Annotated in this window: 22 protein-coding genes and 1 pseudogene; 14 read left to right on the forward strand and 9 right to left on the reverse strand. The window is 73.1% G+C overall.

From position 1 onward, the window contains the following. Nucleotides 1-583: 583 nt before the first annotated feature. Nucleotides 584-967: a VOC family protein gene (locus ACA361_RS08015; RefSeq protein ID WP_375011172.1), complete on the reverse strand. Its 384-nt coding sequence runs from the start codon at nucleotides 965-967 to the stop codon at nucleotides 584-586. Between the two features lie 250 nt (nucleotides 968-1,217). Beyond that, entirely contained in the window at nucleotides 1,218-2,165 is a 948-nt protein-coding gene (locus tag ACA361_RS08020; protein WP_375011173.1) for a hypothetical protein, read from the reverse strand. 290 nt (nucleotides 2,166-2,455) lie between these two features. On the opposite strand from ACA361_RS08020, the pseudogene ACA361_RS08025 reads away from it, so the two are divergent. Further along, a pseudogene (locus ACA361_RS08025) lies at nucleotides 2,456-2,722 on the forward strand (recombinase family protein); the annotation flags it as partial. A gap of 210 nt (nucleotides 2,723-2,932) precedes the next feature. Here the strand turns inward: ACA361_RS08025 and fxsT are convergent. Both fxsT and ACA361_RS08035 read right to left on the reverse strand, forming a co-directional pair. Beyond that, nucleotides 2,933-5,341: an FxSxx-COOH system tetratricopeptide repeat protein gene (gene fxsT, locus ACA361_RS08030; protein ID WP_375011174.1), complete on the reverse strand. Its 2,409-nt coding sequence runs from the start codon at nucleotides 5,339-5,341 to the stop codon at nucleotides 2,933-2,935. Continuing rightward, a complete protein-coding gene (locus tag ACA361_RS08035; protein ID WP_375011175.1) occupies nucleotides 5,338-5,763 on the reverse strand; it encodes a hypothetical protein in 426 nt (141 codons plus the stop codon). The genes fxsT and ACA361_RS08035 overlap by 4 nt, the downstream gene beginning before the upstream one ends. A 1,345-nt stretch (nucleotides 5,764-7,108) precedes the next feature. Here ACA361_RS08035 and ACA361_RS08040 point away from each other — a divergent pair. From ACA361_RS08040 to ACA361_RS08065, 6 genes are all read left to right on the forward strand, one after another. Continuing rightward, nucleotides 7,109-8,326: a sensor histidine kinase gene (locus tag ACA361_RS08040; RefSeq protein WP_375011176.1), complete on the forward strand. Its 1,218-nt coding sequence runs from the start codon at nucleotides 7,109-7,111 to the stop codon at nucleotides 8,324-8,326. A gap of 73 nt (nucleotides 8,327-8,399) precedes the next feature. Continuing rightward, entirely contained in the window at nucleotides 8,400-8,819 is a 420-nt protein-coding gene (locus ACA361_RS08045; RefSeq protein WP_375011177.1) for a roadblock/LC7 domain-containing protein, read from the forward strand. Further along, nucleotides 8,816-9,172 (forward strand): DUF742 domain-containing protein, encoded by a 357-nt coding sequence (locus tag ACA361_RS08050; RefSeq protein ID WP_375011178.1) that lies wholly within the window; start codon nucleotides 8,816-8,818, stop codon nucleotides 9,170-9,172. The genes ACA361_RS08045 and ACA361_RS08050 overlap by 4 nt, the downstream gene beginning before the upstream one ends. Further along, entirely contained in the window at nucleotides 9,153-9,770 is a 618-nt protein-coding gene (locus ACA361_RS08055) for an ATP/GTP-binding protein (RefSeq protein ID WP_375011179.1), read from the forward strand. The genes ACA361_RS08050 and ACA361_RS08055 overlap by 20 nt, the downstream gene beginning before the upstream one ends. After that, the gene (locus tag ACA361_RS08060) at nucleotides 9,767-11,065 is read left to right on the forward strand and encodes a cytochrome P450 (protein WP_375011180.1); all 1,299 of its coding nucleotides are present in this window, start codon (nucleotides 9,767-9,769) and stop codon (nucleotides 11,063-11,065) included. The genes ACA361_RS08055 and ACA361_RS08060 overlap by 4 nt, the downstream gene beginning before the upstream one ends. Further along, entirely contained in the window at nucleotides 11,062-12,288 is a 1,227-nt protein-coding gene (locus ACA361_RS08065; protein ID WP_375011181.1) for a cytochrome P450, read from the forward strand. The genes ACA361_RS08060 and ACA361_RS08065 overlap by 4 nt, the downstream gene beginning before the upstream one ends. A gap of 125 nt (nucleotides 12,289-12,413) precedes the next feature. On the opposite strand, the gene ACA361_RS08070 is transcribed toward ACA361_RS08065, so the two are convergent. Further along, nucleotides 12,414-13,715, reverse strand: coding sequence for an alpha/beta hydrolase family esterase (locus ACA361_RS08070; RefSeq protein ID WP_375011182.1), 1,302 nt, complete (start codon nucleotides 13,713-13,715; stop codon nucleotides 12,414-12,416). A gap of 270 nt (nucleotides 13,716-13,985) precedes the next feature. Between ACA361_RS08070 and ACA361_RS08075 the strand changes: the two genes are divergently transcribed. From ACA361_RS08075 to ACA361_RS08105, 7 genes are all read left to right on the forward strand, one after another. Then, entirely contained in the window at nucleotides 13,986-15,041 is a 1,056-nt protein-coding gene (locus ACA361_RS08075; protein ID WP_375011183.1) for a FecCD family ABC transporter permease, read from the forward strand. Nucleotides 15,042-15,052: 11 nt separating this feature from the next. Further along, nucleotides 15,053-16,108, forward strand: a complete 1,056-nt coding sequence (locus ACA361_RS08080) for a FecCD family ABC transporter permease (protein WP_375011184.1) — start codon at nucleotides 15,053-15,055, stop codon at nucleotides 16,106-16,108. Nucleotides 16,109-16,139: 31 nt separating this feature from the next. Next, a complete protein-coding gene (locus tag ACA361_RS08085) occupies nucleotides 16,140-16,985 on the forward strand; it encodes an ABC transporter ATP-binding protein (protein ID WP_375011185.1) in 846 nt (281 codons plus the stop codon). 119 nt (nucleotides 16,986-17,104) lie between these two features. Then, the gene (locus ACA361_RS08090) at nucleotides 17,105-18,154 is read left to right on the forward strand and encodes an iron-siderophore ABC transporter substrate-binding protein (RefSeq protein ID WP_375011186.1); all 1,050 of its coding nucleotides are present in this window, start codon (nucleotides 17,105-17,107) and stop codon (nucleotides 18,152-18,154) included. A gap of 2 nt (nucleotides 18,155-18,156) precedes the next feature. Continuing rightward, the gene (locus tag ACA361_RS08095; protein ID WP_375011187.1) at nucleotides 18,157-19,947 is read left to right on the forward strand and encodes an ABC transporter ATP-binding protein; all 1,791 of its coding nucleotides are present in this window, start codon (nucleotides 18,157-18,159) and stop codon (nucleotides 19,945-19,947) included. Further along, the gene (locus ACA361_RS08100; protein WP_375011188.1) at nucleotides 19,944-21,647 is read left to right on the forward strand and encodes an ABC transporter ATP-binding protein; all 1,704 of its coding nucleotides are present in this window, start codon (nucleotides 19,944-19,946) and stop codon (nucleotides 21,645-21,647) included. Before ACA361_RS08095 ends, ACA361_RS08100 begins: the two co-directional genes overlap by 4 nt. A gap of 135 nt (nucleotides 21,648-21,782) precedes the next feature. Further along, a complete protein-coding gene (locus tag ACA361_RS08105; RefSeq protein ID WP_375011189.1) occupies nucleotides 21,783-21,992 on the forward strand; it encodes a hypothetical protein in 210 nt (69 codons plus the stop codon). On the opposite strand, the gene ACA361_RS08110 is transcribed toward ACA361_RS08105, so the two are convergent. Genes ACA361_RS08110 through ACA361_RS08125 form a run of 4 tightly spaced genes read right to left on the reverse strand, consistent with a single transcriptional unit; the run spans nucleotide 21,989 to nucleotide 25,390 of the window. Further along, entirely contained in the window at nucleotides 21,989-22,579 is a 591-nt protein-coding gene (locus ACA361_RS08110) for a hypothetical protein (protein ID WP_375011190.1), read from the reverse strand. The genes ACA361_RS08105 and ACA361_RS08110 overlap by 4 nt on opposite strands. Further along, complete coding sequence (locus ACA361_RS08115) at nucleotides 22,576-23,076, reverse strand: hypothetical protein (RefSeq protein ID WP_375011191.1); 501 nt, start codon at nucleotides 23,074-23,076, stop codon at nucleotides 22,576-22,578. The genes ACA361_RS08110 and ACA361_RS08115 overlap by 4 nt, the downstream gene beginning before the upstream one ends. Beyond that, the gene (locus ACA361_RS08120) at nucleotides 23,040-24,329 is read right to left on the reverse strand and encodes an MCE family protein (protein WP_375011192.1); all 1,290 of its coding nucleotides are present in this window, start codon (nucleotides 24,327-24,329) and stop codon (nucleotides 23,040-23,042) included. Before ACA361_RS08120 ends, ACA361_RS08115 begins: the two co-directional genes overlap by 37 nt. Next, on the reverse strand, nucleotides 24,326-25,390 hold the full coding sequence (locus ACA361_RS08125; protein WP_375011193.1) for an MCE family protein: 1,065 nt from the start codon (nucleotides 25,388-25,390) through the stop codon (nucleotides 24,326-24,328). Before ACA361_RS08125 ends, ACA361_RS08120 begins: the two co-directional genes overlap by 4 nt. Nucleotides 25,391-25,399: the final 9 nt, after the last annotated feature.

Consider the following 25,399-nt stretch of genomic DNA (forward strand, 5'->3'; position numbering starts at 1 on the left):
TCGCAATGTGTGAGGCCGCGGCTCGCAAGGCAGGGCTTCGTGGAGGCTGGGACGGCATACCACCGATCGGTCAGTTCGATGCCCAGAGGATGAATCACCTGTCCATGGATGACACCCGCGCTGCGCCGGCCGCGGTACCTGAAACTGGCGTAACGCATCCAGCCCCCTCGTACCTCCAGCTCGGAATACGGCCATCCCACCAGCAGCGGCAGCGTCGGCGGAAATACATGCTGGCAATCCCAGCCATTCGCAGAGCGAATGAGCCGCCGACGCCTGCCTCTGGCGCATCGCCGAGGGCGTTCTCGGGGAGGGCGAAACGCTCACCGGCGCGAGATCCACCGGACGTAGCGCGATAACAACCCACGCACCCCCTCTTGGAGCCCGTTGCCGAGCACCCGGACGAGTAGATCCGTCGCAGGTCACGTTGGGTGACGCAGTTCTCGATATCGCCAGGTCGCCATCCGCCGTCGGGTTGGCGATGACGTGCCGGTCTCCGACGGTTCGTCGCCCCTCGCACGGAGAATCCGGGCGCCCGTGCGGCCAAACAGCGGACGACTGCCCGCATGCCTTCCGCGATGCGGAGTCAGGCGCCGGGGAGGAAGAGGCAGAACGGGTGGCCGACCGGATCGCGGTAGATGCGGACGTGGTCGAGCGGCTGGAAGGCGGCCGACACGGCGCCGTGCGCCTCCGCGTGGGCAGAGGCGGCCTCCAGGTCGTCCACCTCGAAGTCCAGGTGGGCCATCATCTGCTGCGCGCCGGCCTCGGCCGGCCATGCGGGAGGAGTGAACAGGGGCTCGGTCTGGAACGACAGGCCCGTTCCACCGCCCGGAGGCCGGAGCGTGACCCAGTCGGGTTCGTCCTGAACCACGGTCCATCCGAGGAGGTCGCGGTAGAAGTCCGCCAGAGCGTGCGCGTCCGGGGCGTCGAGCACGGTGGCGGACAGAGACAGACGCGGCGATCGGCTCATGCTGCCCTTCCGGTCGTTGATCGTTACGGACTGGATGGCATGCCCGGTCCGCGGCGAAACAGTCGACGGCCACGGCGGGTCAAGCCGGTCATCCACTTCTGACACGGCCGAGGTTGCGTCTTCTCGGGGAACGTGCCCTCCCCGGGCAGGGGCGTTCAGGTCGTAGCCGGTTCCGGAGAGGGTGATCAGGTCGGCGCCGAGGTCGACGGTGGGGCCGCGGACGGCCCGCCGCCCCGTCGCCTCGTGAACGTCACTCGGGGAAGTCGTCGGGATTCACGTCCGAGGTGCGCGCGTTCCCGCCGACGACCTCCTGAAGCGTGATCCTCCATGTGCTGTGCCGAATCTGGGTGGCTGTCCGGGTGGTGGTGTATTCGAGCGGATCCTCGAACTTCTGGAAGGCGCACTCGCGGCCGAACGCCTTGGCCGCACCGTCCCAGTGGGTGCCACCGGTGAAGAACACCGTGTACGCGCCGTCCGGCACGCCGTTGAGCGTGTGCTTCTTACCGTGCCGGACGAAGACCGACATCATCGGCTTGCCGCCCTTGCCCAGTGTCACCAGCGCGTCGTCCGAGCCGCCGCTGTTGTCGATGGTGAGCCGCCCGTTGCCACCGCCGCCACCCGACCGGATGAGCGCCCCGTTGGAGGGCCGCGACCCCGGCTTCTGGCCGGCGGACGGCAGCGTGAGTTTCCGCTGCTCGCCCGGCACCTTGGCCTGCGCCGCCGCCATGGCGGAGCGGAGCGCGCCCGTGCCGTCCGCGTCGCCGATCTCGGCCCGGACCGCCGCCCCGGTGCACAGGTTCCGCGAGCCGACCTGGCCGCCCAGCCCGCCGACCACGCTCTCGAACCGCCCGAGGGCACTGACGAGACTCGCGTGCTCCCCGGCGGCCTCGGCAGGCGGGGTGACCGAACGGAGCTTGGCGGCGGCCTGAGGCACGGCGGCCTTGACGCCGTCGATGCGACCCCGCAGACCCTTGTACGCCTTGGCCTTCGCCAGGTCCGCCAGCTCGGTCTCCAGCGGATCGATGGCGCTCTTCAGCGTGGCGCCGTACTGCTCCATCGATACCGGCGTCGCGGACGGCGATCCCGCCGCCGCTCGCGAGCCCGGCGTCGTCCCGCCGCCCGAGTCACCCGCGCACGCGCCCAAGCACAGCGCGCCCGACACCGTCACGGCGACGCCCGCCGCCCTCCGCCACTTCATCACAGCTGTATCCTGGGCCGCGCCCGATCAGGGATCAACGCGCATATCCACAGACGGCCTGAAGCGGACGATCAACCGGCCACCAGACGCCAGGGGAAGAGCGCGGACCGCTCTCCTGCTCGCGCCGCCGTCCCTCGGGCAGCACGCCGCCCCACCGGGGGTCGGCTCAGAACGTCGCCGAGGCGCCCACCGATCTCGTCGATCTCCTCACCACCGACACCTGCACTCTGCGCGTTCAGGCAGGCACGCCAGTCGACGAGCCGCTGATTTCCTACTGTGAAGGGAACCCGGTGGGCTTCGCCCGCACCGCCAACTCGACGCCCTGGCCGCCGGTATCCCGGCCGAGCGGTTCTACGGGCCCGTCCCGGCGACAGCATCGTCGTGCACACCTCAACCGGATCGGCCGCAACCTGCGTGGAGTCCTCAACCTCGTCCACCAGCTCACCGAACGCCAGATCGGGATCCGGTCGTTGGCCGACCCGCTGCCCATCACCACCGCCGACGAGGGCATGGCCCGCATCGCCTTCCTCCTGCTGGCCCCGTTCGCCGAGATGGAACGCGCCTTCACCGCCGAACGCGCCGCCCACGCCCGCACCGCCGGCCGCCAGATCGGCCGCCCCCGCGCCCACCTCGAAAACAAGATCCAGTACACCCGGCGTGTCGAGTCCCAAGGCGACGCACTCGGCACCATCGCGGCCAAGACCAGCAACTCGCACCTAACTACTCCGCTACTTCACCACCAGCGACCAATCCATCTAACGCGCGCTCTAACCGCGGGCCGCCTCCAAATTCGCCCTCACCGATTCGGTGAGCGGGTGGCCGGGACTGAGCACCCGCTCGCAGTCGCTCAGGGTCGCCTCGTACAGCGGGACCGCGCGTCCCAGATCTCCTGCCGACCGGTAGGCGTGCGCAAGGTTGTTGCGGGAGGTCAGGGTGTGGGGGTGGTCGCTGCCCAGCACCCGCTCCCGGTCGGCCAACGTTTGCTCGTAGAGCGGGACCGCCCAGCCCAGGTCCCCGGCCGACTCGTAAGCGCTGGCGAGGTTGTTGCGGGATTGCAGGGTGTGGGGATGGTCGCTGCCCAGCACCCGCTCCCGGTCGGTCAGGGTGGCCTCGTACAGAGGGACCGCACGTCCCAGATCCCCGGCCACCCGGTAAGCGCCGGCGAGGTTGTTGCGGGAGGTCAGCGTGGCAGGGTGGTCGCCGCCCAGCACCCGCTCGTAGTCGGTCAGCGTGGCCTCGTACAGCGGGATCGCCCGGTCCAGGTCCCCGGCTGCTCGGTAGGCGTAGGCGAGGTTGTTGCGAGAGGTCAGTGTGTGAGGGTGGTCGCTGCCTAGCACCCGCTCGTAGTCGGTCAGCGTGGCCTCGTACAGCGGGATCGCCCGGCCCAGGTCCCCAGCCGACTCGTAGGCACCGGCCAGGTCGTTTCGGGAGGTCAGCGTGGCAGGGTGGTCGCCGCCCAACACCCGCTCATAGTCGGTCAGCGTGGCCTCAAACAGCGGAACCGCCCGCCCCAGATCCCCCAGCGCCTCGTAGGCACCGGCAAGGTTGTTGCGGGATTGCAGAGTGTCGGGGTGGTCGCCGCCCAGCACGCGCTCATAGTCGGCCTGGGCGGCTTCGTACAGCGGGATCGCCCGACCCAGATTCCCCGCCGCCTGGTAGGCGCCAGCGAGGTTGTTGCGGGCGGCCAGGGTGGTGGGGTGCTCGTCCCCCAGCAGGCGCTCGTCGCAGATCAGTGCGCGTTCGAAGTACCCGATGGCGCGGTCCACCGCACCTTGATCCCGCAGGAAGGCCGCGGTGCGGTCCAGCAGAAGGCTGGTGACAGCGATGTCGGTGTCGGGGCTGGCGTGTTCGGCGAGGGCGTGGATGTGTGGCAGCAGCGTGCGCCAAGCGGGCCATGTGGCCGGGTTGTCGGAGGTCGCGGGGCGGGTCTGGTTGAGCAGGTCGGTGGCCGTCTCGCGGGCGGTGTGGATGTCGGCGGGGCGGCGGTGCGGGTCACCGTCCTGGTCTGCGGGGCGGTAGTCGGGGGTGCGGGCGACGGCTTGGACCAGGCGGTGCACGGTGATGGTGTCGGGGCTCAGGGTGATCATGCTGTAGGCGGCCAGGTCGCCCAGCGCGGTGGCCAGCTGGGCCGGACCGGCGAGCGGGGCTAGCAGGTTGCGGGGGATGTCCTGGGGTGCCCACCACGCCAGCACCCGCAGCGCATCGCCGGTCAGCGGCGTGGTCTGGACGAGGTGGTTGAGGGTGATGCGCCAGATCCGGGCGATGGTGCGTTCCCCGTCGGCACCACGCCCGGTCTGGTCGTACATCGCCGCCGGGTCGGCGCGCAGCAGCTCCAGGTAGCCGTCCGGGGACAGGTGCGTCTGGCGGATGAAGGCGCCGGCCTGCGTGACCGCCAGCGGCAGATATCCCAGCTCTTGGCACAGCTCGGCGGCGCCGGTCAGGTCGGCGCCCGCCCGGCCGGCGGTGACGGCACCGGCCAGCATCTCTTGGGCCTCATCCGGGCTCAGCACGTCCAGCTCGATCACCGCCGGTGCCAGGTCGTGCCAGCCCTCCCGCAGCCGGCTGGTGATCAGGAACCGGCCGCCCGGCGCGCCGGTTACCAGCTCCGCCACATCGGCGGGGTGGGTGACGTTGTCGAGCACCACCAGCCAGCCGGTGTGGGTGGCCAGCCACCGTCGCGCCCAGGCCGCCCGCTCCTCCAGCGCCACCTCCGCCGGAACGCTGCGAGTGATCTCGGGCAGCAGCATCGCGGCCAGCTCGGCCAGCCCCGCAGTGATGCTCTCCACCGAGTCGGCGATGATCCACCAGGTCAGCGTGTGCGCGGCGGCGTGCCGGTGCGCCCAGTGCGCGACCAGCGTGCTCTTGCCCACCCCTCCCAGCCCGTGCACCGCCTGCACCACCGCCCCGCCCGGAGCCGCCAGCGCGGCATCCAGCTCGGCCAGCTTCCCGCCCCGCCCGACAAAGCTCCTGGTGCGCGCCGGCAGCGTCGGCGGCGCCCACGGCGGCGGGTCCACCTCATCGGCCCGTGGCAGCGGCACCCCCTGATACACATCGCCCACATGCGTGGACGAGTTGATGACGTCCCCATCGGCGGCGATCGCCCCGGTACCGGAAGCCTCCACCCGCGGTTCCGGGCCCGCCGCGATGGCACCGGTGCCGCGCAGGTCACGCTTCACGGCGCCGCCGGATCATCCCGGGTGACCTTGGTGTGGGAGTCCTTCACGTCACCGCCGGCGGCGATCGACCCCGGCCCCGACGCGCTCACCCCCTCACCCGCGGCCGGCTGCGGCGCCGGTGGACTCGCGGGCGGCCGCGTCACCGTGGTCGAGGACCCGGTCACCGCCCCGCCAGCAGCCATCGCACCGGCAGCCGACGCCGCCACCCGGTTAGGGGGCACCGGTTCCGGGTCGGTTGCCGCCCGGTAGGTCAGCCAGCCCAGCAGGCCGCCGCCGACCACCACGCACGCCACCACCGCCGCAAGCCACGCCAGCCCCCACTGCTGGGTCAACATCCCGGTGGCCACGTTCACCACCGCACCGACCCCCACACCCGCGGCGGCCGCGACCGCCTGCCGCCGCCGACCCTCCCCACCACTCATCACACCTCCCACAGCATCCGCCGCCCACAACCAGCGGCGCGCCCGCCGTACACCAATTGTTCCGCGCTATCTCGCACCCCACCGCTACTTCGCCACACCCGGACACGACATATGAGGCGGCGCGCCAAAGCCTGCCAGATAGCGCTGAGACCGGAGGTGCTCACGAAGGCCGCGTGAACGCCGCAGATCCGCTCGGCCGCCGCACATCATCGGCGCCCGCGCCGCCCAAGTTGGCGCCGAGCCGCGCGAGCGGCCTGGAAACAGGCGGCCGCCCTGGGCAGGATCTCTCGCTCCGGCTTCAGCTCGACCACTACCTTGCGCAGTCTCGCCGGCTCGGCGTTGGCCGCCTCGGTCGCCGTGCCGGGCCGCTAGATCTCGCGTACCGAGTTCTCAGCTTCTCAGTGATCGACACCCAACTCCTTGGCACTCGCGTGATCGACCGACCCGACGCGCGGCCAGCGAAACTGCGTCAGCCTGGGACACTGCGGCTGTTTGCAGGTCCCCGACCAGGGACTTTCCCTCTGGGCCACTCATGATCCATTTCTGAGGATGTTCGCGATCAAGGGGTGGAAGGCGCGGCAACCGTGTCATAAAGCGCGGCCGTCAGTACCTCGGCGTGCTTCTAAGCGCGGTTTGGCACATGGTCTCCGATTCTTCGCAAAGGGCGTGGGGTCGTGCGGTAGGCAGCGCCGGTGCGGTCGGAGTACAGAATCGCGTTCATGATGGTGTTCAGGCCGTCGATGAAGTCAGGGGGACGGCGTGGCGCCGATCGCGACGAGTAGCCGGGCCGTTTCGTTCAGCGCCGGCGCGCGTCGGATAGGTCACTGGCGAGAACGGCGGTGCAGGTACATGGCCAGGGCGTACGCCGCGCTGGGCCGGATGCCGGGGGCCATGCGGTCGTTGGTTTGACGCCGGCCCGAGGCCGCACATTCTGGGGGTTGCTCGCCCTTACACTCCCACTCGATATCACGGCACGTAGTGCTACATGCACATTTCGCCATGCCTGCTCAGTCCATTTACGGATCTCCGCAGTGTCGTTTTCGGGCGCAACCAAGAAGGCTGCGCCCGTGGCCTGAAGAGGGGCAATCCATGTGGGCTGACCACTGAATATGAAAGTCAGGTAGAACGCCGGATGAGTTCTGTGGTGCCGTGATTGGCCTTCGCTATACGATCACGCCGTTGGCGCACTCGTGCTTCTGTGGCCCTTTGGGCCCGCCCTTCCGAGGACCCCCTGATGCCCATGCAGGAAGCCGCATCCGATCACTCGACGAGGCCACGTCCGCGGCCGTCCGCGGCCTGGTCGGCGCTGCTGGTCTGCGCGATACCGGCCCTCACCGCCGTGGCGATGGCGGTGCTGATGGCGCCGGACTCGTACCGCCCCGCGCTCGCGGCGGGGGCGGTGGCCGCAGCCGCGGTGCTGTGCGCGGCGGTCGCGGCGGCGTTCCACTATCGCGATCAGGCCCTGCGGAGCCGCAGGCAGGCCGCAGCGGACGCGGCACAGGCCGCGGCCAGGATCGCCGGTGGGAACGAGGCGGCGGCGCGGCTGGCAGAGGAATCCAAGCACAGCGAGGCCCGGCGGGCGAGCGCCATGGCCGCGTGCGCCAGCGCCGCGGGCCGTATGCAGGCGATGACGGCCAGCATGCTCGCCGACCTGCGCGAGATGGAGGATCGGCACGGCGACCCGAAGGTGCTGGCGGATCTGCTGCGCCTGGATCACCGTGCCGCGCAGGCCGGCCGGCTGGCGGACAGTGTCGCGGTGCTGTCCGGAGCGCGGTCCGGACGCCGGTGGGCCAAGCCCATCGCGATGGAATCGATCCTGCGCGGGGCGATGGGCCGGGTCGGCGGCTATCAGCGGATCCGGCTGCGCGCCGTCACCGATGCCGCGATCGCCGGGCATGCCGCGGAGGGCGTGATGCACGCTCTCGCCGAACTCTTCGACAACGCCTGCAATTTCTCCCCGCCCACGACCGAGGTCCACGTCTATTCCGCCGAGGTCCCGGCCGGCGCGATCATCACCATCGAGGACAGCGGCCTGCAGATGAGCCAGACCGTGCTTCGCCGGGCCGAACGCGCCGTGTCCGGCGCGGCCGGCGACCTGTCCACGCTCGCCGGAACGCGACTGGGGCTGGCGGTGGTCGGGCTTCTGGCCCGCAAGCACGGCCTGACCGTGTCCTTCCGGCCGTCGGCCATCGGTGGCACCGCCGTGGTGGTGATGGTCCCGAAGGAGCTGATCACCAGGCCGGTGGCGCCACGTCGGCTCGCCGGCAGCCGGCCAGAGACGCCCGCGGCCTACGAGCAGGACCCGCCGAGCAGCGCCGATCGGCCGGCGGGCGACGGGCACTCCGTGTCCGCCCTGCCCAAGCGGCCGCGGGGCGGCACGCTGGCCGCCGCTCATCCCGGCGGCCTGCCGACCGCACGGGAGGCTCACGACGCCGCCGCGGCCCCGCCGCGGCGCACGCCCGGCGGCTTCAGCGCCTTCCATGCCGCTTTCGCCCGAAGGGAGGCCGGCGCCACTCCGCCGCCGGCCTCCACCCCCTCCGATCCCAGTGAGGACGACCGATGAGCGCGGTGTCGCCCGAGGGGGCACGAGCCTCCCTGCCGCCTGTGCCGCCTGTGCCGCGCAGGAGGCTTCGCCCATGAGCACGGACCTGATCTGGCTGCTGGAGCGGCTGCTGAGCGGTACCCCCGGTGCCCGGCACGCCCTGCTGCTCTCCCGGGACGGGCTGAGGATATGCCACACCCCGGAGCTCTCGGTCGACCGGGCCGATCAGCTCGCGGCCATCTCCGCCGGGATCCAGAGCCTCGCTCAGGGCGCCTCGGCCGAGTTCGGCGACGGGCGGGGAGGTGTCCGCCAGTCGATGACCGAGTTCTACGGCGGCATCCTGTTCATCGCCGAGGCCGGTGCCGGTGCCCACGTGGCGGTCGTCGCGGCCGAGAACGCGGACCCCGGTCTGATCGGGCACCACATGCTCGAGCTCGTCGAGCAGCTCGGTCACCATCTGACGGCCGCACCCCGGGCCGCTGGGAGCAGCCTCGACACGGGCGCGACGCTGTGAAGCGGCCCGGCCGAGACGACGACCCCGACCGGCTCTTCACCCTGACCCAAGGGCGCACCCGGCCGGACTCCGACGCCTTCGACCTGGTCACACTGGTGGTCAGCGAGTGCGATCCCGCACCGGGCATGCAGTCCGAACACGCGGCCATCCTGCGCCTGTGCAGGACCCCGGCGGCCGTCGTCGAGGTCGCCGCGGAGCTGCGGCTGCCGGTCGGCATCACCACGATCCTGCTCTCCGATCTGCTGATCACCGGAAGGATCACCGCCCGCCATCCGCAAGCGCGTCCCGCCGGAACACGGCTGCCTGACGCATCGACGCTGGAGAAGGTGCTCGTTGGACTCCGCGAGCTTTGACCGCCCGCCGACGCGGAGCCGTGCGCCGCTCAGCGGCACCGCGCGCCACGGCCTGAAGATCGTCATCGTGGGCGGCTTCGGCGTCGGCAAGACGACCATGGTGCGCTCGGTCAGCGAGATCCGGCCGCTCAACACCGAGGAGACGATGACCCGGGCCGGTCAGGACATCGATGATCCGCGCGGGGTCCCGGGCAAGTCCACGACCACGGTCGCCTTCGATTTCGGGCGCATCAGCGTGGCCGCCGACACCGTGCTCTACCTGTTCGGCGCCCCCGGCCAGGAGCGGTTCTGGTTCCTGTGGGACCGGCTGTTCACCGGCGCGCTCGGCGCCGTCGTCCTGGTGGACCAGCGCAGGATCGGGGACTGCTGGTACGCCGTCGACCGCCTGGAACACCAGGGCACGCCGTTCATCGTGGCCCGCAACGACTTCGGCGGCCCGCCCCACGCGTCCGCGGCGGTACGCGAGGCACTGGACCTCGACCCGGGTGTGCCGCTGGTCGACTGCGACGCGCGTTCCCGCGAGTCCAGCAAGCGGGTCCTGATCACCCTGGTCGAGCATCTGCAGACCCTGCCCACCATCGCGGAGGCCGCGCCATGACCGCTTCCGACCCCGCCACGCCCGCCAGAACCTCCTCCCCCGCCGACCTGGCGGGGGGACCGTCCGGGCTCGTGCCGCTCAGCGGGCCCGGGTTCCACACCGACCCGCACCGGCTCTATCGCCAGATGCACCGGGAGCACGGACCGGTGGTCCCGGTCGAGCTGCCCGGCGGGTTCCCGGCCTGGCTCGTCATCGGGTACGCCGAACTCCACCAGGTCACCAGCGACCCCGAGCTGTTCCCCCGGGACGTGAGCCTCTGGAACCAGTGGGCGAACGTCCCCGCGGACTGGCCGCTGCTGCCGATGATCGGTCCGCCGATGCCGTCCATCTACTTCACCGCGGGCGCCGAGCACCGCCGGCACGTCGCGATGGTGGAGCCCGCGCTGGAGGCCGTCGACGCCTTCGAGCTCCGGCGTACCTGCGAGGAGCTCGCCGACGGGCTCATCGACGCCTTCTGCGGACGCGGCTCGGCCGAGCTCGTCACCGAGTTCGCCGAGCCGCTGCCCGTGCTGGCCCTCGCGCGGATCATCGGCTTCCCCGACGAGGCCGGCCCGCACCTGGCGCAGACCATGAAGGCGTTCACCGACGGCGGCCCGGACGCCCAGCAGGCGCACCAGCGTTTCGGTGAGCACATGCGGCGCCTGCTGGCGGCCAAGCGGGCGCGGCCGGGCGAGGACGTGGCCTCCAGGATGCTGGCCCACCCCGAGGCGTTCAGCGACCAGGAGTACGTGCTGGACCTGATGGCGGTCACCGCCGCCGGCCACCTGCCCACGGCCGACTGGCTCGGCAACTCGGTGCGGCTGATGCTGACCGACACCAGGTTCGCGGCGGCCCTGGGCGGCGGGCAGCACAGCATCGGCCAGGCGATGAACGAGGTGCTCTGGGAGGACACCCCGACCCAGATCCTCGCGGGCCGGTGGGCGGCGCGCGACACGCGGCTGGGAGGGCGGGCCGTCCAGTGCGGTGACATGCTCCTCCTCGGGCTGGCGGCGGCCAACGCCGACCCCCTCGTCCGGCAGCACCAGCATCTGCCCGGCGGCGCCGAGCCCGTGTACTCGGGCAACAGCGCGCACTTCGCGTTCAGCTACGGGGAGTACCGCTGCCCCTTCCCCGCCCAGGAGATCGCCGAGATCATCGCCCGGACCGGGATCGAGGTGCTGCTCGACCGGCTGCCCGATATCGACCTGTCCGTCCCGGCGCGGAACCTGGTCCGGCGGCCGTCGGCCTTCCTGCGCGGCATGACCGCGCTGCCCGTGAGCTTCACGCCCGTACGACCCACCGGAGGTCCCTCTTGAGCGGCCAGCTTCCCGAGCCCATGGTCATCGACCCCCTCGTCCGCGACCTGGCCACCGAGACCGGGCGCCTGCGGGACGCGGGCCCGATCACCCGCATCGACCTGCTGGGCGTCCCCGCCTGGACCGTGACCCGGCACGCCGAGGCCAGGCGGCTGCTCACCGACGAGCGCCTGGTCAAGGACATGAACCACTGGACGTTGTGGACCTCAGGGGCGGTCACCGACCGGTGGCCGCTCATCGGCATGATCGACGCGGGCCGTTCCATGTTCACCGTGGACGGCGCCGAGCACCGGCGCCTCCGGGCCAAGACCGCCCAGGCCGTGACCCCGCGCCGGCTCGAGGCGCTGCGCCCGGTGATCGAGCGGATCACCGACCGGCTCCTGGACGACCTCGCCGAGCACGGCCGCGGCGGCGCGGTCGTGGACCTCAAGGAGATCTTCGCGTACCCGCTGCCGATGCGCGTCGTCAGCGAGTTGATGGGCGTGGACCAGGCCGACCACCCGATGCTGATGGCCAGGTACAAGACGTTCTTCTCCGTGCTCACTCCGCAGGACGAGCGGCTCCGGGTGATCGGGGAGCTGGACGACTACTTCACCGCTCTGGTGCGGCGCAAGACGGCCGAGCACACCGACGACCTCACCACCGCCCTGATCCTCGCCGACGCCGAGGGCGAGCCGCTGACCGAAGAGGAGGTCGTGGGCAACCTCAAGGCGATGGTGGCGGCCGGCCACGAGACCACGATCAGCCTGATCCTCAACGCGGTACGCGCCCTGCTCACCCATCCGGAGCAGCTTCGCAGGCTGCTGGACGGCGACGTGCCGTGGGAAGCGGCGGTAGAGGAGACCCTGCGCTGGGAGGCCCCGGCGACCCATCTGCTGATGCGCTTCGCCACCGAGGACATCGAGGTCGGCGACACGGTGATCCCCAAGGGCGACGGCGTGGTCATCTCCTACCGCGCGATCGGCAGGGACCCGGAGCAGCACGGCCCCGACGCCGACGCCTTCGACATCACCAGGCCCACCCCGATCCGGCACATGTCCTTCGGCCACGGCCCGCACATCTGCCCCGGCGCGGCCCTCTCCCGGCTGGAGGCCCGCATTGCCCTTCCGGCGCTGTTCGCCCGGTTCCCGGGTCTTCGGCTCGCCGTTCCGGTCGAAGAGATCCGCAACCTGCCGGTCCTCACCCAGAACGACCTGGAGTCGTTCCCCGTGCGCCTCTCTTGACCCGCGGGCCCGGGGCTCAAGTCCCTGACCGCACACTCGCTCCGACCGGCGACGACCTCCCACTTGGCGGTCGTCGCCGTCGTCATACGGGAACCGGCCTCATAACGCCGCCCGGCGCGCCCCCTCTAGGGCAGCCGGAACCGCGAGACGAAGTCCCAGATGACGGTGTTGGCGTCGATGTCGCGGGTGGTGCCGCCCAGGACGGGACCGAGGAACGGGATGCCGCCGGGCCAGTTGTGACCGCCGCCCTTGATCCGGTAGAGGATCACCGGGGCCTCGGCGGGGCACCGGTCGTAGGTGTGCCTGGTGACGGTGGTGCCGTCCTCGGGGTGCGTGTCGGGCAGGTCGGTGGCGGTGGCGGTGGCGGCGCAGCCGTTGTTGCGCGCCCAGAACGGCGCGGCGGCCGTCGCCGTGGCGTAGGGGACGAGCGGGTCCGCGTCACCGTGGATCATCACGATGGGGACGCGGCGGCCGGGGCGGCAGGCGGCCTGGTCCCCCAGTTGCCCGGCGACCGGGGCGAAGGCGGCGAACCGCCCGTTCTCGCAGGCCATCTTGCTGGTGAAGAACCCGCCGTTGCTCATGCCCGAGGCGTACAGGCGGCGCGGATCGGCGTTGAAGCGCTCGACCAGGACGTTCTGGAGCGCCGCGACGAAGCCGGGGTCGTCGACGTCCGGGGAGGTGGGGCCTCCGCCGACGCCCTGCCAGCCGATGCCGTAGTGCTCCGGCGTGACCATGATGAGGCCGCGGGTCTGGGCGTGGTCGGCCATCCGGCCGAAGAACTCGGCCATCCACGGCGTCTCGATCAGGCCGGGGAAGTGGAAGAGGGCGGGGCGCGGCGAGCCGTCGTAGTCGTCGGGCAGCCGCAGGATCGCCACCCGCTCCTGTCCCGCGTGGGTGAGGTGGACGGCGTGGTTCCCAGGATCGGGGCGGCGGTCGTGGACGGTGAAGCCGACCGCCTGCCGCGCGGACCGGCCGTCCCGGTGGACGGTGCCGGTGCCCTGCCAGGTGACGGTGCCGTCGGACGGCGCGCGGACGCCGCCGACGACCCGCGCGGAGATCTCCACCCCGGCGGACTCGTCCTTGAGGCGGAAGGTGCCCGCCATCCCGATGACCGTGCGCGCCAGGTCGACGTCCACCGTGGCGGTGCCGCCGCGGGAGCCGGCCAGGACGCCCCGCCCGCGCACCTTGTCGGTCCGGTAGTCGCCCACGGCGTCGGTCACGGCGATCCCGCCGGAGGCCATGTCGCCTTCCAGCCGGTAGGCGGGCGCCCCGGCGGCGGTGATCACGAGCCTGTCGGGACGTACGGCGGCCGCCCGCGCGGCCGGGACGGCGGCGGACGGCGGGGACAGCACCGGCACCGCGAACGCGGCGGTGAGCGCGGAGAGCGTCGCGGCCGCGGCCAGCGAACGTCTGGAGGGAGGAGTCATGGCCGACCTTCCTGCGAGCCCCGCCCCCGCGAGCCGCGGCGCCGGGCCGGGACCCGTCCCGGCCGTCACCGCCGAGGCTAGACGCGGCGGCGCCGCCCGGCTGCTCACCTGGGTCACACAACCGGCGCCCCGGCTTGAGCCGCCGGTGACAAGGACGGGCGCCGGGCGGGACGGGGGCCGCGGGGCCGGCGGCGCCGCATTAGGTTAGGCTCACCTCATTCGCGGGCCGATCTTGGAGGAAATGGTGCGGGCCGGACTTGGCGGACGCGGGTGAGCACGATCGCGGAGAAGCGGCCCGCGGCCGGGGCCGCGACGCCCCGGCGGCGGCTGGCCGCGGGGGTGGGCGTGCTCCTGGCGGTCCTGCTCGTCGCGGCGGCGGCGTCGCTGGCCGTCGGCGCGCGGGCGCTGGGCCCCGGCGAGGTCTGGCGCGGGCTGTTCGCGGCGGCGGACTCCGACCAGCGGCTCACCGAGATCAGGCTCATCGTGCGGACGGTGCGGCTGCCCCGTACCGTGCTCGCGATCGTGGCGGGCGTCGCCCTCGGGATCGGCGGCGCGCTGATCCAGGGCTGCACCCGCAACCCGATCGCCGACACCGGCCTGCTCGGGGTGAACGCCGGGGCCTCGTTCGCCGTGGTGTCGACGATCTCGGTGCTCGGGCTCACCGACCCGTTCCAGTACGTCTGGTCCGCCTTCCTGGGGGCGGCGGCGGCCGGTGCCGTCGTGTTCGGGCTGTCGAGCATCGGGCGCGGGGCGGGCAACCCGCTGACGCTCGCGCTGGCGGGGCAGGGCATCGCGGTGTTCCTGGCGGCGATGACGACGGCCGTCGCGCTCACGGACCAGGCGTCGCTGAACGCGCTGCGGTTCTGGAACGCGGGCACGGTGGCGGGTGTCGGCTTCGGCGTCATCTGGCCGGTGTCCGTGTTCATCGCGGCCGGGCTGGTCCTGGCCCTGGCCACGCTGCCCGCCCTCAACCTGCTGAACCTGGGGGACGACGTGGCGCGCGGCCTGGGGGTGAACACCGCGCGGAGCCGGACCGCCGCCATCGTCGCGATCACCCTGCTGGCGGGCGCGGCGACGGCGGCGTGCGGGCCGATCGCGTTCCTCGGGCTCATGGTGGCCCACGTGGCGCGCTACCTGACCGGGCCCGACTACCGCTGGCTGGTGCCGTACGCGGGCCTGCTCGGCGCCGCCGTCCTGCTGGCCTGCGACATCGTGGGACGCGTGGTGGTGCGGCCCGGCGAGCTGGACGCGGGCGTCGTCGTCGCGCTCCTCGGCGCCCCGTTCTTCGCGGTCCTGGTGTGGCGCGGGAAGTTCAGCAACGCATGAACGGGACGGACGTGAAGCGATCGGTGGCGCCGGGCGTGCGGTTCGGCGGGATGTCGTTCGTGTGGCGGCCCTGGCCGGTCGCCGTGACGCTGCTGCTGGCGGCGGCGGCCTTCCTGGTGTTCTGCCTGTCCATCGGCGTCGGCGACTTCCCCATCGCGCTGCCCCGGGTGATCGCCACGATCGCGGGGCGGGGCGAGCGGGTCGACCAGTTCGTGATCATGGACCTGCGGATGCCGCGGGCCCTGGCCGGGCTGGTCGTGGGGATCGCGCTGGGCGTGTCCGGGGCGATCACGCAGTCCATCGCGCGCAATCCGCTCGCCAGCCCGGACGTGCTGGGCATCACCGCGGGCTCGGGTGCGGTCGCGGTGTTCATGGTGACGGTGTCGGGCGGCGCCGCGGCGGCGGTCGCCGGCACCGTGGGCCTGTCCGCGGCGGCGTTCGCGGGCGGCCTCGGCACGGGGCTGCTGGTGTACGTCCTGGCGTGGCGGCGCGGGGTCGACGGCTTCCGGCTGATCCTCATCGGCATCTCGGTGACCGCCGTGATGCAGGCGATCACGACCTGGCTGCTCGTCACGGCCGACATCAAGGACGTCGCCCGGGCGCAGGCGTGGCTGGTCGGCTCGCTGGACGGCCGCTCGTGGGACGAGGTGCGCATCGCGGTCTGGTGCGCGCTCGCCCTCATGGTCGTCGTGGCCGCCGCCGCGTTCCAGTTCCGACCGCTGCACTTCGGCGACGAGGTCGCCGCCGGGCTGGGCGTCCGCTACCCGGCCGTGCGGGCGGTCATGCTCCTGTGCGCGGTCCTGCTGGCCGGTGTGGCTGTGAGCGCGGCCGGGCCGATCCCGTTCGTCGCGCTGGTCGCGCCGCAGGTGGCGATGCGGCTGGCGCGGTACCCGACGCCGCCGCTGGTGGTCTCCGGGCTGGTGGGCGCGCTGCTGCTCAACGGCGCGGACCTGGTGGCGCGCACGGCGCTGCCGGTCACCCTCCCCGTCGGCGTCGTCACCGCTGCGATAGGCGGCCCCTTCCTGGTCTATCTGCTGGTACGGGCGAACCTCCGGCAGGAGATGTGAGAGTTAGGCGAGGCTAAGTACAGTGGATCTTGTGGCCGCTCAGCGCAACACCGGGACCGGGTCCGAGTCCGGCGCCGCCTCCGCCGTACGGCTGGCGGCCGAAGGCGTCACCGTCGGGTACGGCGGCCGGATGGTCATCGACGAGCTGGACGTGGCGATCCCGCCGGGGGTGATCACGACGATCATCGGCCCGAACGGCTGCGGGAAGTCGACCCTGCTGCGGACCCTGTCGCGGTTGCTCAAACCGGCCGGCGGCACGGTCGTGCTGGACGGCGAGGACATCGCCGGGCTCAAGACCAGGGACGTGGCGAAGAAGCTCGGGCTGCTGCCGCAGGCGCCGGTCGCGCCGGACGGGCTGACGGTGGCGGACCTGGTCGCCAGGGGCCGCCATCCGCACCAGAGCTGGCTGCGGCAGTGGTCGTCCGACGACGCCGGCGTCGTGGAACGCGCGCTCGCCATGACGGGGGTGTCCGACCTGGCCGGCCGCTCGGTGGACGCGCTGTCCGGCGGGCAGCGCCAGCGCGTCTGGATCTCGATGACGCTGGCGCAGGGCACGGACCTGCTGCTGCTGGACGAGCCGACCACGTACCTGGACCTGGCGCACGCCATCGACGTGCTCGACCTGGTGGACGACCTGCACGAGGCGGGCCGCACCGTGGTCATGGTGCTGCACGATCTCAACCTGGCCGTCCGCTATAGCGACAACCTGATCGTGATGCGGGACGGGGCGATCCTGGCGCAGGGGCACCCGCGCGACGTGATCACCGCCGGGCTGCTGCACGAGGCGTTCGGGCTGCGCGCCAAGGTGATCGACGACCCGGTGGGCGACCGGCCGCTCATCGTGCCGATCGGCCGCGCCCACGTCCGGTCCGCCTGACCGCGCGACCGGCGGAAAAGCCGCCGAATCGTGATCGAACTTAGGTGAGGCTAACCTTATTGACGATGTTAGGGTTGCCTCCCTAACACGGGTTTGTGGCGGACGAAAAGGGAATCCGAATGCCCCTCGAAAGAACGACCTCGGCGAAGTCCAGGCGGCGACTGGCGGCGTTGCTGTCCGCCGCGACCCTCGGCTTCGGCCTCCTCACCGGATGCGGTTCCGACAAGGCGGACGAGCCGGACGGCGGCGCCGCGGCGGCCGCAGGCGGCGCCTTCCCGGTGACGGTGGAGCACGCCTTCGGTTCCACCGAGATCACCAAGGCCCCTGAGCGGGTCGTCTCCGTCGGCTACACCGACGACCAGGCCATCCTCGCGCTCGGCACCAAGCCGGTCGGCATGGTCGACCAGTACCCGAACCCGCCCGGCAAGTCCCCCGACATCAACACCCAGTGGCCCTGGGTGAAGGACAAGTGGGGCGACACCAAGCCCGAGGTCGTCATGAACAACGGCGACACCGGCCCCAACTTCGAGAAGATCGCCGCGCTCCGGCCGGACCTGATCGTCGCGGTCTACTCCGAGATCGACAAGGCCGCCTACGACAAGCTCTCCAAGATCGCGCCGACGGTGGGCCGTACCAAGGCCGAGAAGGAGCCGTTCAGCGCGCCGTGGCAGGACAACGCGGTGCACATCGCCAAGGCGCTCGGCAAGGAGGCCGAGGGCAAGCGGCTCGTGCAGGGCATCCAGTCCAAGCTCGACACCGCCCGCAAGGAGCACCCGGAGTTCGCGAACCAGACCGCCGTCGCGCTGTCCTGGTACAAGAACTCGGTCGCGCCGTTCACCACCACCGACGTGCGCGGCCGGCTGATCACGGGCCTCGGTTTCAAGGGCGCCACCGAGATCGACAAGATCGCGGGCGGTAAGTTCTTCACCGTGCTGTCCCCCGAGCGCATCGACCTCATCGACGTCGACCGCATCTTCGTCATCAACGACCAGGCGGACCAGGCCGCGCTGAAGAAGTTCGAGCTGTTCGCCAACCTGCCCGCGGTCAAGGACGGGAAGGTGTCGTACCTGCTCGACAGCGAGGGCCCGGCGGTCGGCGCCGCCATGTCCCAGGGCACCCTGCTGTCCCTGCCGTACGCGATCGACGAGATGGTCAAGTCGGTCGGCTGAGGGTGAGCGGCACCGACACGAGCACCGTCCGGGCGACGCTGCGCACGGCGACCGGCCGCGAGGCCGCCCGCTGGGTCGCGGCGCACCTCCGCCGGACGCCGTGGCCCGCGGCCGCCGCCGTGCTCACCACGGTGGCCGGGGCGGCGCTCCAGGTGCTGCCGGTCCTCCTGCTCGGCCGGGTGGTCGACGGCGTCGTCGCGGACGACCCGCCGTCGATCCTGGTCACGATCGGCGCGCTGCTCGCGGCCGCCGCGCTGCTCGGCGCGGCGGCCACCGCCGCGTCGACGTATCTCATCGGGCGGCTGGGCGCGGACCTGCTCGCGCGGCTGCGGGAAGGGGCCGTCCGGGCGGTGCTGGGCATGCCGAGCGCCCGCGTCGAGCAGGTCGGCCGGGGGGACGTGCTCTCCCGGGTCGGCGACGACGTGGCCGTGCTGTCCAAGGGCATCCGGACGGCGGTCCCCACCGTCTTCTCGGCGGGCGTGCTCGTCGTCATCGCCACCGCCGGCATGTTCGGCCTCGACTGGCGGCTCGGCATGGCCGGCGCCGGCGCGCTGCCCGCGTACGCGCTGGCCCTGCGCTGGTACCTCCCCCGGTCCGCCCCGCTCTACCGGCGGCAGCGGGCGGCCCAGGCGGACCGGGCGCAGGCGCTGATCAGCGGCCTGAACGGCATCGGCACGGTCCGCGCGTACCGCCTGGAGGGGGCCTTCCGCGAGAAGGTCACCGCCGAGTCGTGGCGGGTGCGCGATCTCGGCATCGAGGTGTTCCGCTTCTTCGGCCGATTCGTCGGCCGGGAGAACCGCGCCGAGTTCATCGGGCTGGTCCTGATCATCGTGGTGGGGTACGCCCTGCTGGAGGCGGACGCCGCCAGCCTGGGCGAGGTGTCGGCGGCCCCGCTGCTGTTCCACCGGCTGTTCAACCCGCTCGGCTCCATCATGTTCACCTTCGACGAGGCGCAGAAGTCGGGCGCGAGCCTCACCCGGCTGGTCGGGGTGCTGAGAGAGGAATCGGAGGACCGGCTGGTGGGCGACCCGTCCGCAGCGGCGGACGGTGCCGCCGCTTACCCGGTGACGGTCGAGGGGCTGACGTTCGCCTACCCGGGCGCCGGCGCGCCGGTCCTCCGGGACGTCGACCTGGCGATCCCGGCCGGCGGCTCGCTCGCGCTCGTGGGGGCGACGGGCGCCGGCAAGACGACGCTGGCCGCGCTGGTCGCGGGCATCGGCACCCCGCAGGCCGGCTCGGTGCGCATCGGGACGGTCGACCTCGCCGGCCTGGACGAGGCAGCGACGCGGACCCTGGTGAGCATCCTGACGCAGGAGACGCACGTGTTCTCCGGCTCGCTGGCCGACGACCTGCGGCTGGCCGCGCCGGAGGCGACCGGGGCCGAGCTGATGAGCGCCCTGCGCACGGCCGGCGCCGGCCGCTGGGTCGCCGCGCTGCCCGATGGGCTGGACACCCCGGTCGGCGAGGGCGGCGAGCGCCTCGACGGCACCAGGACCGCGCAGATCGCGCTGGCCCGGCTCATCCTGGCCCGCACGCCCGTCGTGGTGCTGGACGAGGCGACCGCCGAGGCGGGCAGCCAGGGCGCCGCCGAGCTGGACCGGGCCGTGCTGGAGGCGTGCCGCGGCCGCACCACGCTGCTCGTGGCGCACCGGCTCAGCCAGGCGATGGCGGCCGACCGGATCGCCGTCCTGGACGCGGGACGCGTGGTGGAGCACGGCACCCACGACGAACTGGTCGCCCTGGACGGCCGGTACGCCCGGCTCTGGCGCGCCTGGCGCGAGGGCGGCCGATGACCGTACCCGCCGACGCGCAGGAGCCCCGCACCGGGTCCGAGATCCTCCGGACCGCGCTGCGGCGCAACCTCGGCGCCATGACCTGGGGCACGGTCCTCATGGGCCTGTACCAGGCGGGCGAGACCGCGTTCCCCATCGCGCTCGGCCTGATCGTCGAGCACACGATGCGGGACCGCGGGCTCGGCTCCCTCGGCCTGTCGATCGCCGCGCTCGCCGTCATCATCACGACCGTCTCGTTCTCGTGGCGGTTCGGGATGCGCATCCTGCAGAAGGCGAACACGACCGAGGCCCACCGCTGGCGGGTACGGGTCGCGGCCTGCGGGCTCCAGCCGGTGGCCAGGGACACCGGACTCAGGTCCGGCGAGGTGCTGACCATCGCCACCGAGGACGCCGACCAGACCGCCGACATCATCGAGGTGGTGCCGCTGCTGGTCAGCTCGCTGGTCGCGGTGCTGGTCGCGGCGGTCGCGCTGGGCCTCGCCGACGTCCGGCTCGGCCTGCTGGTGATCGCGGGGACCGCCGCGATCCTGACCGTCCTCAGCGTGATGTCGCGGCGGATCGGTGCCGGCACCCGCGAGCAGCAGTCCCGGGTGGCCCGCGCGGGCGCCAAGGTCGCCGACCTGATCATCGGGCTGCGCCCGCTGCACGGCTTCGGCGGCAACCACGCGGCGTTCCGGTCGTACCGGGAGGTCAGCACGGAGGCGAGGCGCCAGGCGATCACCGTCGCCCGGGTGAACGGCGCGTACGCGGGCACCGCGCTCGCCCTCAACGCGGTCCTCGCCGCGGCCGTGACCCTGGCGGCGGGTGCGCTCGCGTTCCAGGGGCGGATCTCCATCGGCGAGCTCGTCATGGCGGTGGGGCTGGCGCAGTTCATCATGGAGCCGCTCAAGCTGTTCTCGGAGATGCCGAAGTACGTGATGACCGCGCGCGCGTCGGCCGAGCGGATGGCGCTGGTGCTGGCGGCGCCGCCGGTGCTGGTGCCCGGGACGCGGCGCCCCGCCCCGGGCGGCGGCCTCCGGCTCGACCGCGTCCGGTACGGGGCCCTGCGCGGGCTGAGCTTCGAGGTGCCCGCCGGCGAGTTCACGGCGATAGCCGCCTACCGGCCGCAGGCGGCGGCCGACCTCGCGGCGCTCCTGGCGGGCGGCGTCCCGCCGGGCGCGTACGAGGGCGCGGTACGGGTCGGCGGGCAGGAGATCGCGGACCTGTCGATCGACGCGCTGCGCGAGCACATGCTGGTGAACCCGTACGACGGGGAGATCTTCGCGGGCACCCTCCGCGCGAACATCGACCCGGCGGGCACCGCCCGGCTGATCGGCGAGGCCGTCGAGGCGTCCATGCTCACCGACGTCGCCGCCCTCCACCCCGAGGGCCTCGACCACGGCGTCCGGGACCGCGGCGCGAACCTCTCCGGCGGCCAGCGCCAGCGGCTGTCGCTGGCCCGCGCCCTCGCCGCCGACGCGGAGATCCTCGTGCTGCACGACCCGACGACCGCCGTCGACGCGGTCACCGAGCAGCTCATCGCGCGCAACATCGCCCGACTCCGGCGCGGCCGCACCACCATCGTGATCACGAGCAGCCCGGCCCTCCTGGACGCCGCCGACCGGGTCCTCGTCCTGGACGGCGGGGCCATCACCACGGCCGACACGCACCGGAACCTCCTCGGCACCGACGAGGGCTACCGGTCGGCCGTGGCGCGCTGACCGGACGCGTCGCGGCGCGCGCCAGCCGCTGCGGCCGGCACGCGGGCGGCGCGGGCCGCAGCCTGCTCTGCAGGACCGCGGTGATCTGCCAGGGCGAGTCCATGAAGCTGACCTCCTCGCCGAGGCCCTCGGGGGGTGCGGCGCAGGAAGGACTACGGCGACGGGAGCGTCGCCGGCTGCCTTTCTCTGGACGTCTCGGACTGGGACACGCCCGGGATCCTCTACGGCAGGCCGGCCAAGGCGTGCACCCCCGCCGAGATGGCCGCCGAGTGCTGGGCCCAGATGAAGGACCGCCCGGAGGACACCGGCCGCTCCGTCCTGCCCACCCTCTTCGACGCCCCCTAGCCGGGCGGGCCCGGCGTGGTGATGTCGTCGACCAGCCAGCGGCTCCCCCGCTCCACCAGGGTCAGCCGGGCGCGCTGCTGGTCGATCCGCGGCGCCCGGTCGTCCCGCTTCACCGTCCACTGGTCGATGTAGAGGAGGACGACGACGCGGCCGGGCACCGCGCTCTCCACCCCCGAGGCCACGGCCTCCGACTGGACGACGGCGCCGTCGCGCCGGGCCTGCGGTGCCGTGACGCCGCGCATGAGCGCCTCGTACTTGCGCCGGAACCCCGGCGTCATCAGGCGCCCGGCCCGGCCGACGTCCGCCTCCAGCGTCCGGTGGTCGTAGGACAGGATGTCCCGGGCGCCCGTCTGCGCCACCGCGCGGGCGGCTTCGGCGTCGCGCACGGTCTCCCGCCCGCGCTCCGCCCGTCCCGCCAGCGTCCACGCCGTGCCGGCCGGCGCCGCCACCGAGACCGCCATGACCACGGCGAGCACCGCCGCCCCCCGCCGCGGCCCCGCCGCCGGCGGGTCCGGCGGGCGGGACGCGGCATCCGCGGGGGAGGCGGAGTCCGGGACGAGGCGGTCGTGGCTCTGCGTGGAGGTCATGGCACCAGGGTGAGGTCGGAGACGAGCCAGCGGTCTTCGGTCCTGGTCAGGTCCAGTGACCAGCGGTAGTACTTCGGGGCGCCGTTCGGCACGGCGGGCGTGCGGACGTTGCCGTCGGCGGTGACGAGGGTGCGGGCGGCGTCCTTCTTCAGGGTGGTCAGGCCCGCGGCCAGGATGGTGATCGTCGAGGTGGTGCGGTGCTTCACGAGCTGGTCCTTGAGAGCGGGGGTGGCGGCGGTGAACTCCTGGCGGGCCTTGCCGGTGAGGCCCGCCAGGGCACGGGCGATGTCGCGGTCGGCGGTGCGGTGGTCGAGCGAGAACATGTCCGTGATCACGCGGCGGGACGCCGCCAGCGCGGTGCGGCCGGCGTCCTCGCCGGCGGCCAGGCTCCGGACGGCCGCGCCCTGGTGGATCGCGGCCGCCGCCGGCGTGGCCACGACCAGGGCGGCGACCGCCGCGGTCAGCCGGCGAGCGGACCGAGCAGCAGCCAGTGCCATGCGGCGTCTCCTGTCATCCGGGACTGCCCGCCGGTGCGGCCCAGCCGGTAGCGGCGTCCGTCGGGACCCGCGAGTAGCCGGGTCCCGGGGTCGTACGGGGCGTAGTGGGCCGGCGGGGTGGGGTGGGCCGGCGGAGGGTGGTGCGCCGGCGGGGCGCGTCCGGGTTCGGGCACGTTCCGCGAGCCGCGCACCGCCAGCTCGGGGTCGGTGCAGCCCGCGTCGAGTCCGGCCGGCGCGGGCGCGGTGTCCTGCGGGTAGCGCGCGACCGACTTCTCGTAGCCCGCGCGGCACGCGGGCGGGGCGTTGACGTTCAGGGCGAGGCCGACGTGCAGGGTGCCGTCGCCGGGCAGGACGGTCGACAGGTCACCGATCAGCAGCGGCGCGGTGACCAGCAGCTGGCGGACACCCGGCAGGCGGGCGGTGACGACCTGGCCGGCCGTGGTGAGGTTGCCCAAGAGCAGCGGGAGCGCCGAGAGCCTCCGCACGGTGTCGGTCACCTCGGTGGACGCGGGTATCGCGTGGCGGAGCGTGCCGCGCAGGTGCGGCTCGGAGCGGCGGACCTCGCCCGCCAGGTCGGCCAGGTCGCGGGCGAAGCCGCGGATCGCGTCGCCGGAGCGCACCTGGGTGTCGAGGACGGTGCGCCCGGACCGGATCAGCCGGGCCGTGTCGCGGTGCCCCGCGTCGGCCGCCCGGACGAGCCGGTCGGTGGCGTCCAGGATGCGTCCCAGGTCGCCGCCGGTGCCGGCGAACGCCCGGTCGAGCTCGTCCAGCACGGTGCCCAGGTCGCGGGTGTCCAGCGAGGTCAGCAGCCGGTCCACGTTCTGGAGCAGCGCGACCGGCGGCACCGGGAGCCGGGTGCTCGCCCGCGGGATCACGCTGCCCTCCGCCAGGTACGGGCCGCCGTCGCGGCGCGGCCGCAGGTCGATGTACTGCTCGCCCACGGCGGACCGGTTGGCGACCAGCGCCAGGGTGTCGGCGGGGATGGCGGGGCCGCGTTCCAGGTCGAGCCGGGCGCGGACGCCGCCGGGCGTCAGCCGCAGCGGGCCCACCCGGCCCACGGTCACGCCGCGGTAGGTCACCTCGGCGTTGGTGAAGACGCCGCCCGAGCCGGCCAGGTCGACGTGCACCCGGTAGCGCTCGACCAGCAGCCCGCGGCCGACGCCGAGGACCGAGACCAGGGTGTACGCGAGCGCCACGGCCGTGAGCACCGCGAGGACGCCGAGCCGGACGCGGATTCCGCGAGTGAGGATCATCGGCCCGTCCCCCCGCCGAGCAGGCCGCGCAGGCCGGGTTCGGGCGCCCGGCCCAGCAGGTTGCGCAGCACGCCGCCCGCGTCCAGGTCGACGGTGGCGAACACGTTGACGTAGTCGCCCCGGAACGCCCGGTCCATGGTCGGCGGCAGGCCCAGCGTCGCCAGCATCGACAGCGCCTGCGGCAGGTCGCGGCCGGCCCGGTCGAGGTCGTGCAGGATCGGCCGCAGGGCGCGCAGGTTGGCGACCGTGTCCCGGCCGGAGCGGTCGATCACCCGGACCGCCACCTCGCTGAGCCGGTCGACCCCGGTGAGCAGCTCGGTGAGCCGGGACCGCTGCCGGGCCAGGACGCCGGCGGCCGGCGCGGTGTGCTCGACGGCCTCGGCGATCACGGTTCGCTCCCCGGCGAGCCGGGCGCTGAGCCGGTCGAGGCCGTCGATCGCCCGGACGATCGTGTGCCGCTGCCGGTCGACCCGCCCGACCAGGTCGTTCAGGCCGTGCAGGAAGCGGCGGACGGCGGCCTCGCGGCCGTGCAGCGCCCCGTTCAGCTCCCGGGTGATCGTGGAGAGCTGCTCCAGGCCCCCCGCGTTGACCAGCGCCGACACCGCCGAGAGCACCTCCTCCACCTCGGTCGTGCGGGACGTGGAGGCCAGCCGGATGACCGATCCGGCACCGAGCCGGCCCTGGGGGCGGGCGGCCGGCGGCGGGGCGAGCGCGACGTACTTCTCGCCGAGCAGGCTGGTCTGGGAGATCGCCGCGGTGGCGTTGGCGGGCAGGACGACTTCGCGCCGGAGCACGCAGGTGACGGTGGCGCGCCAGCCGTCGAGGGCGACGCGGGTCACCCGGCCCACGGTGACGTCGTGGACCTTGACCACCGAGTTGGGCACCAGGTCGAGGACGTTGGCGAACTCGACCCGCACCGTGTAGGCCCCGGGTCCGGTGTCCGGGCCGCCGGGGAGCGGCAGCGAGCCGACGCCCTGGAACTCGCAGCCGGCCGCCAGCAGCAGGACCGGCAGCACCGCGGCGGCGCGGCGGCGCGGCGTTCGGGACGCGGCGCTCTTCAAGCGGGTCCT

Origin of the sequence: Actinomadura sp. 21ATH, assembly GCF_041951345.1 — a bacterium.
In the GTDB taxonomy this organism is placed as follows: domain Bacteria; phylum Actinomycetota; class Actinomycetes; order Streptosporangiales; family Streptosporangiaceae; genus Spirillospora.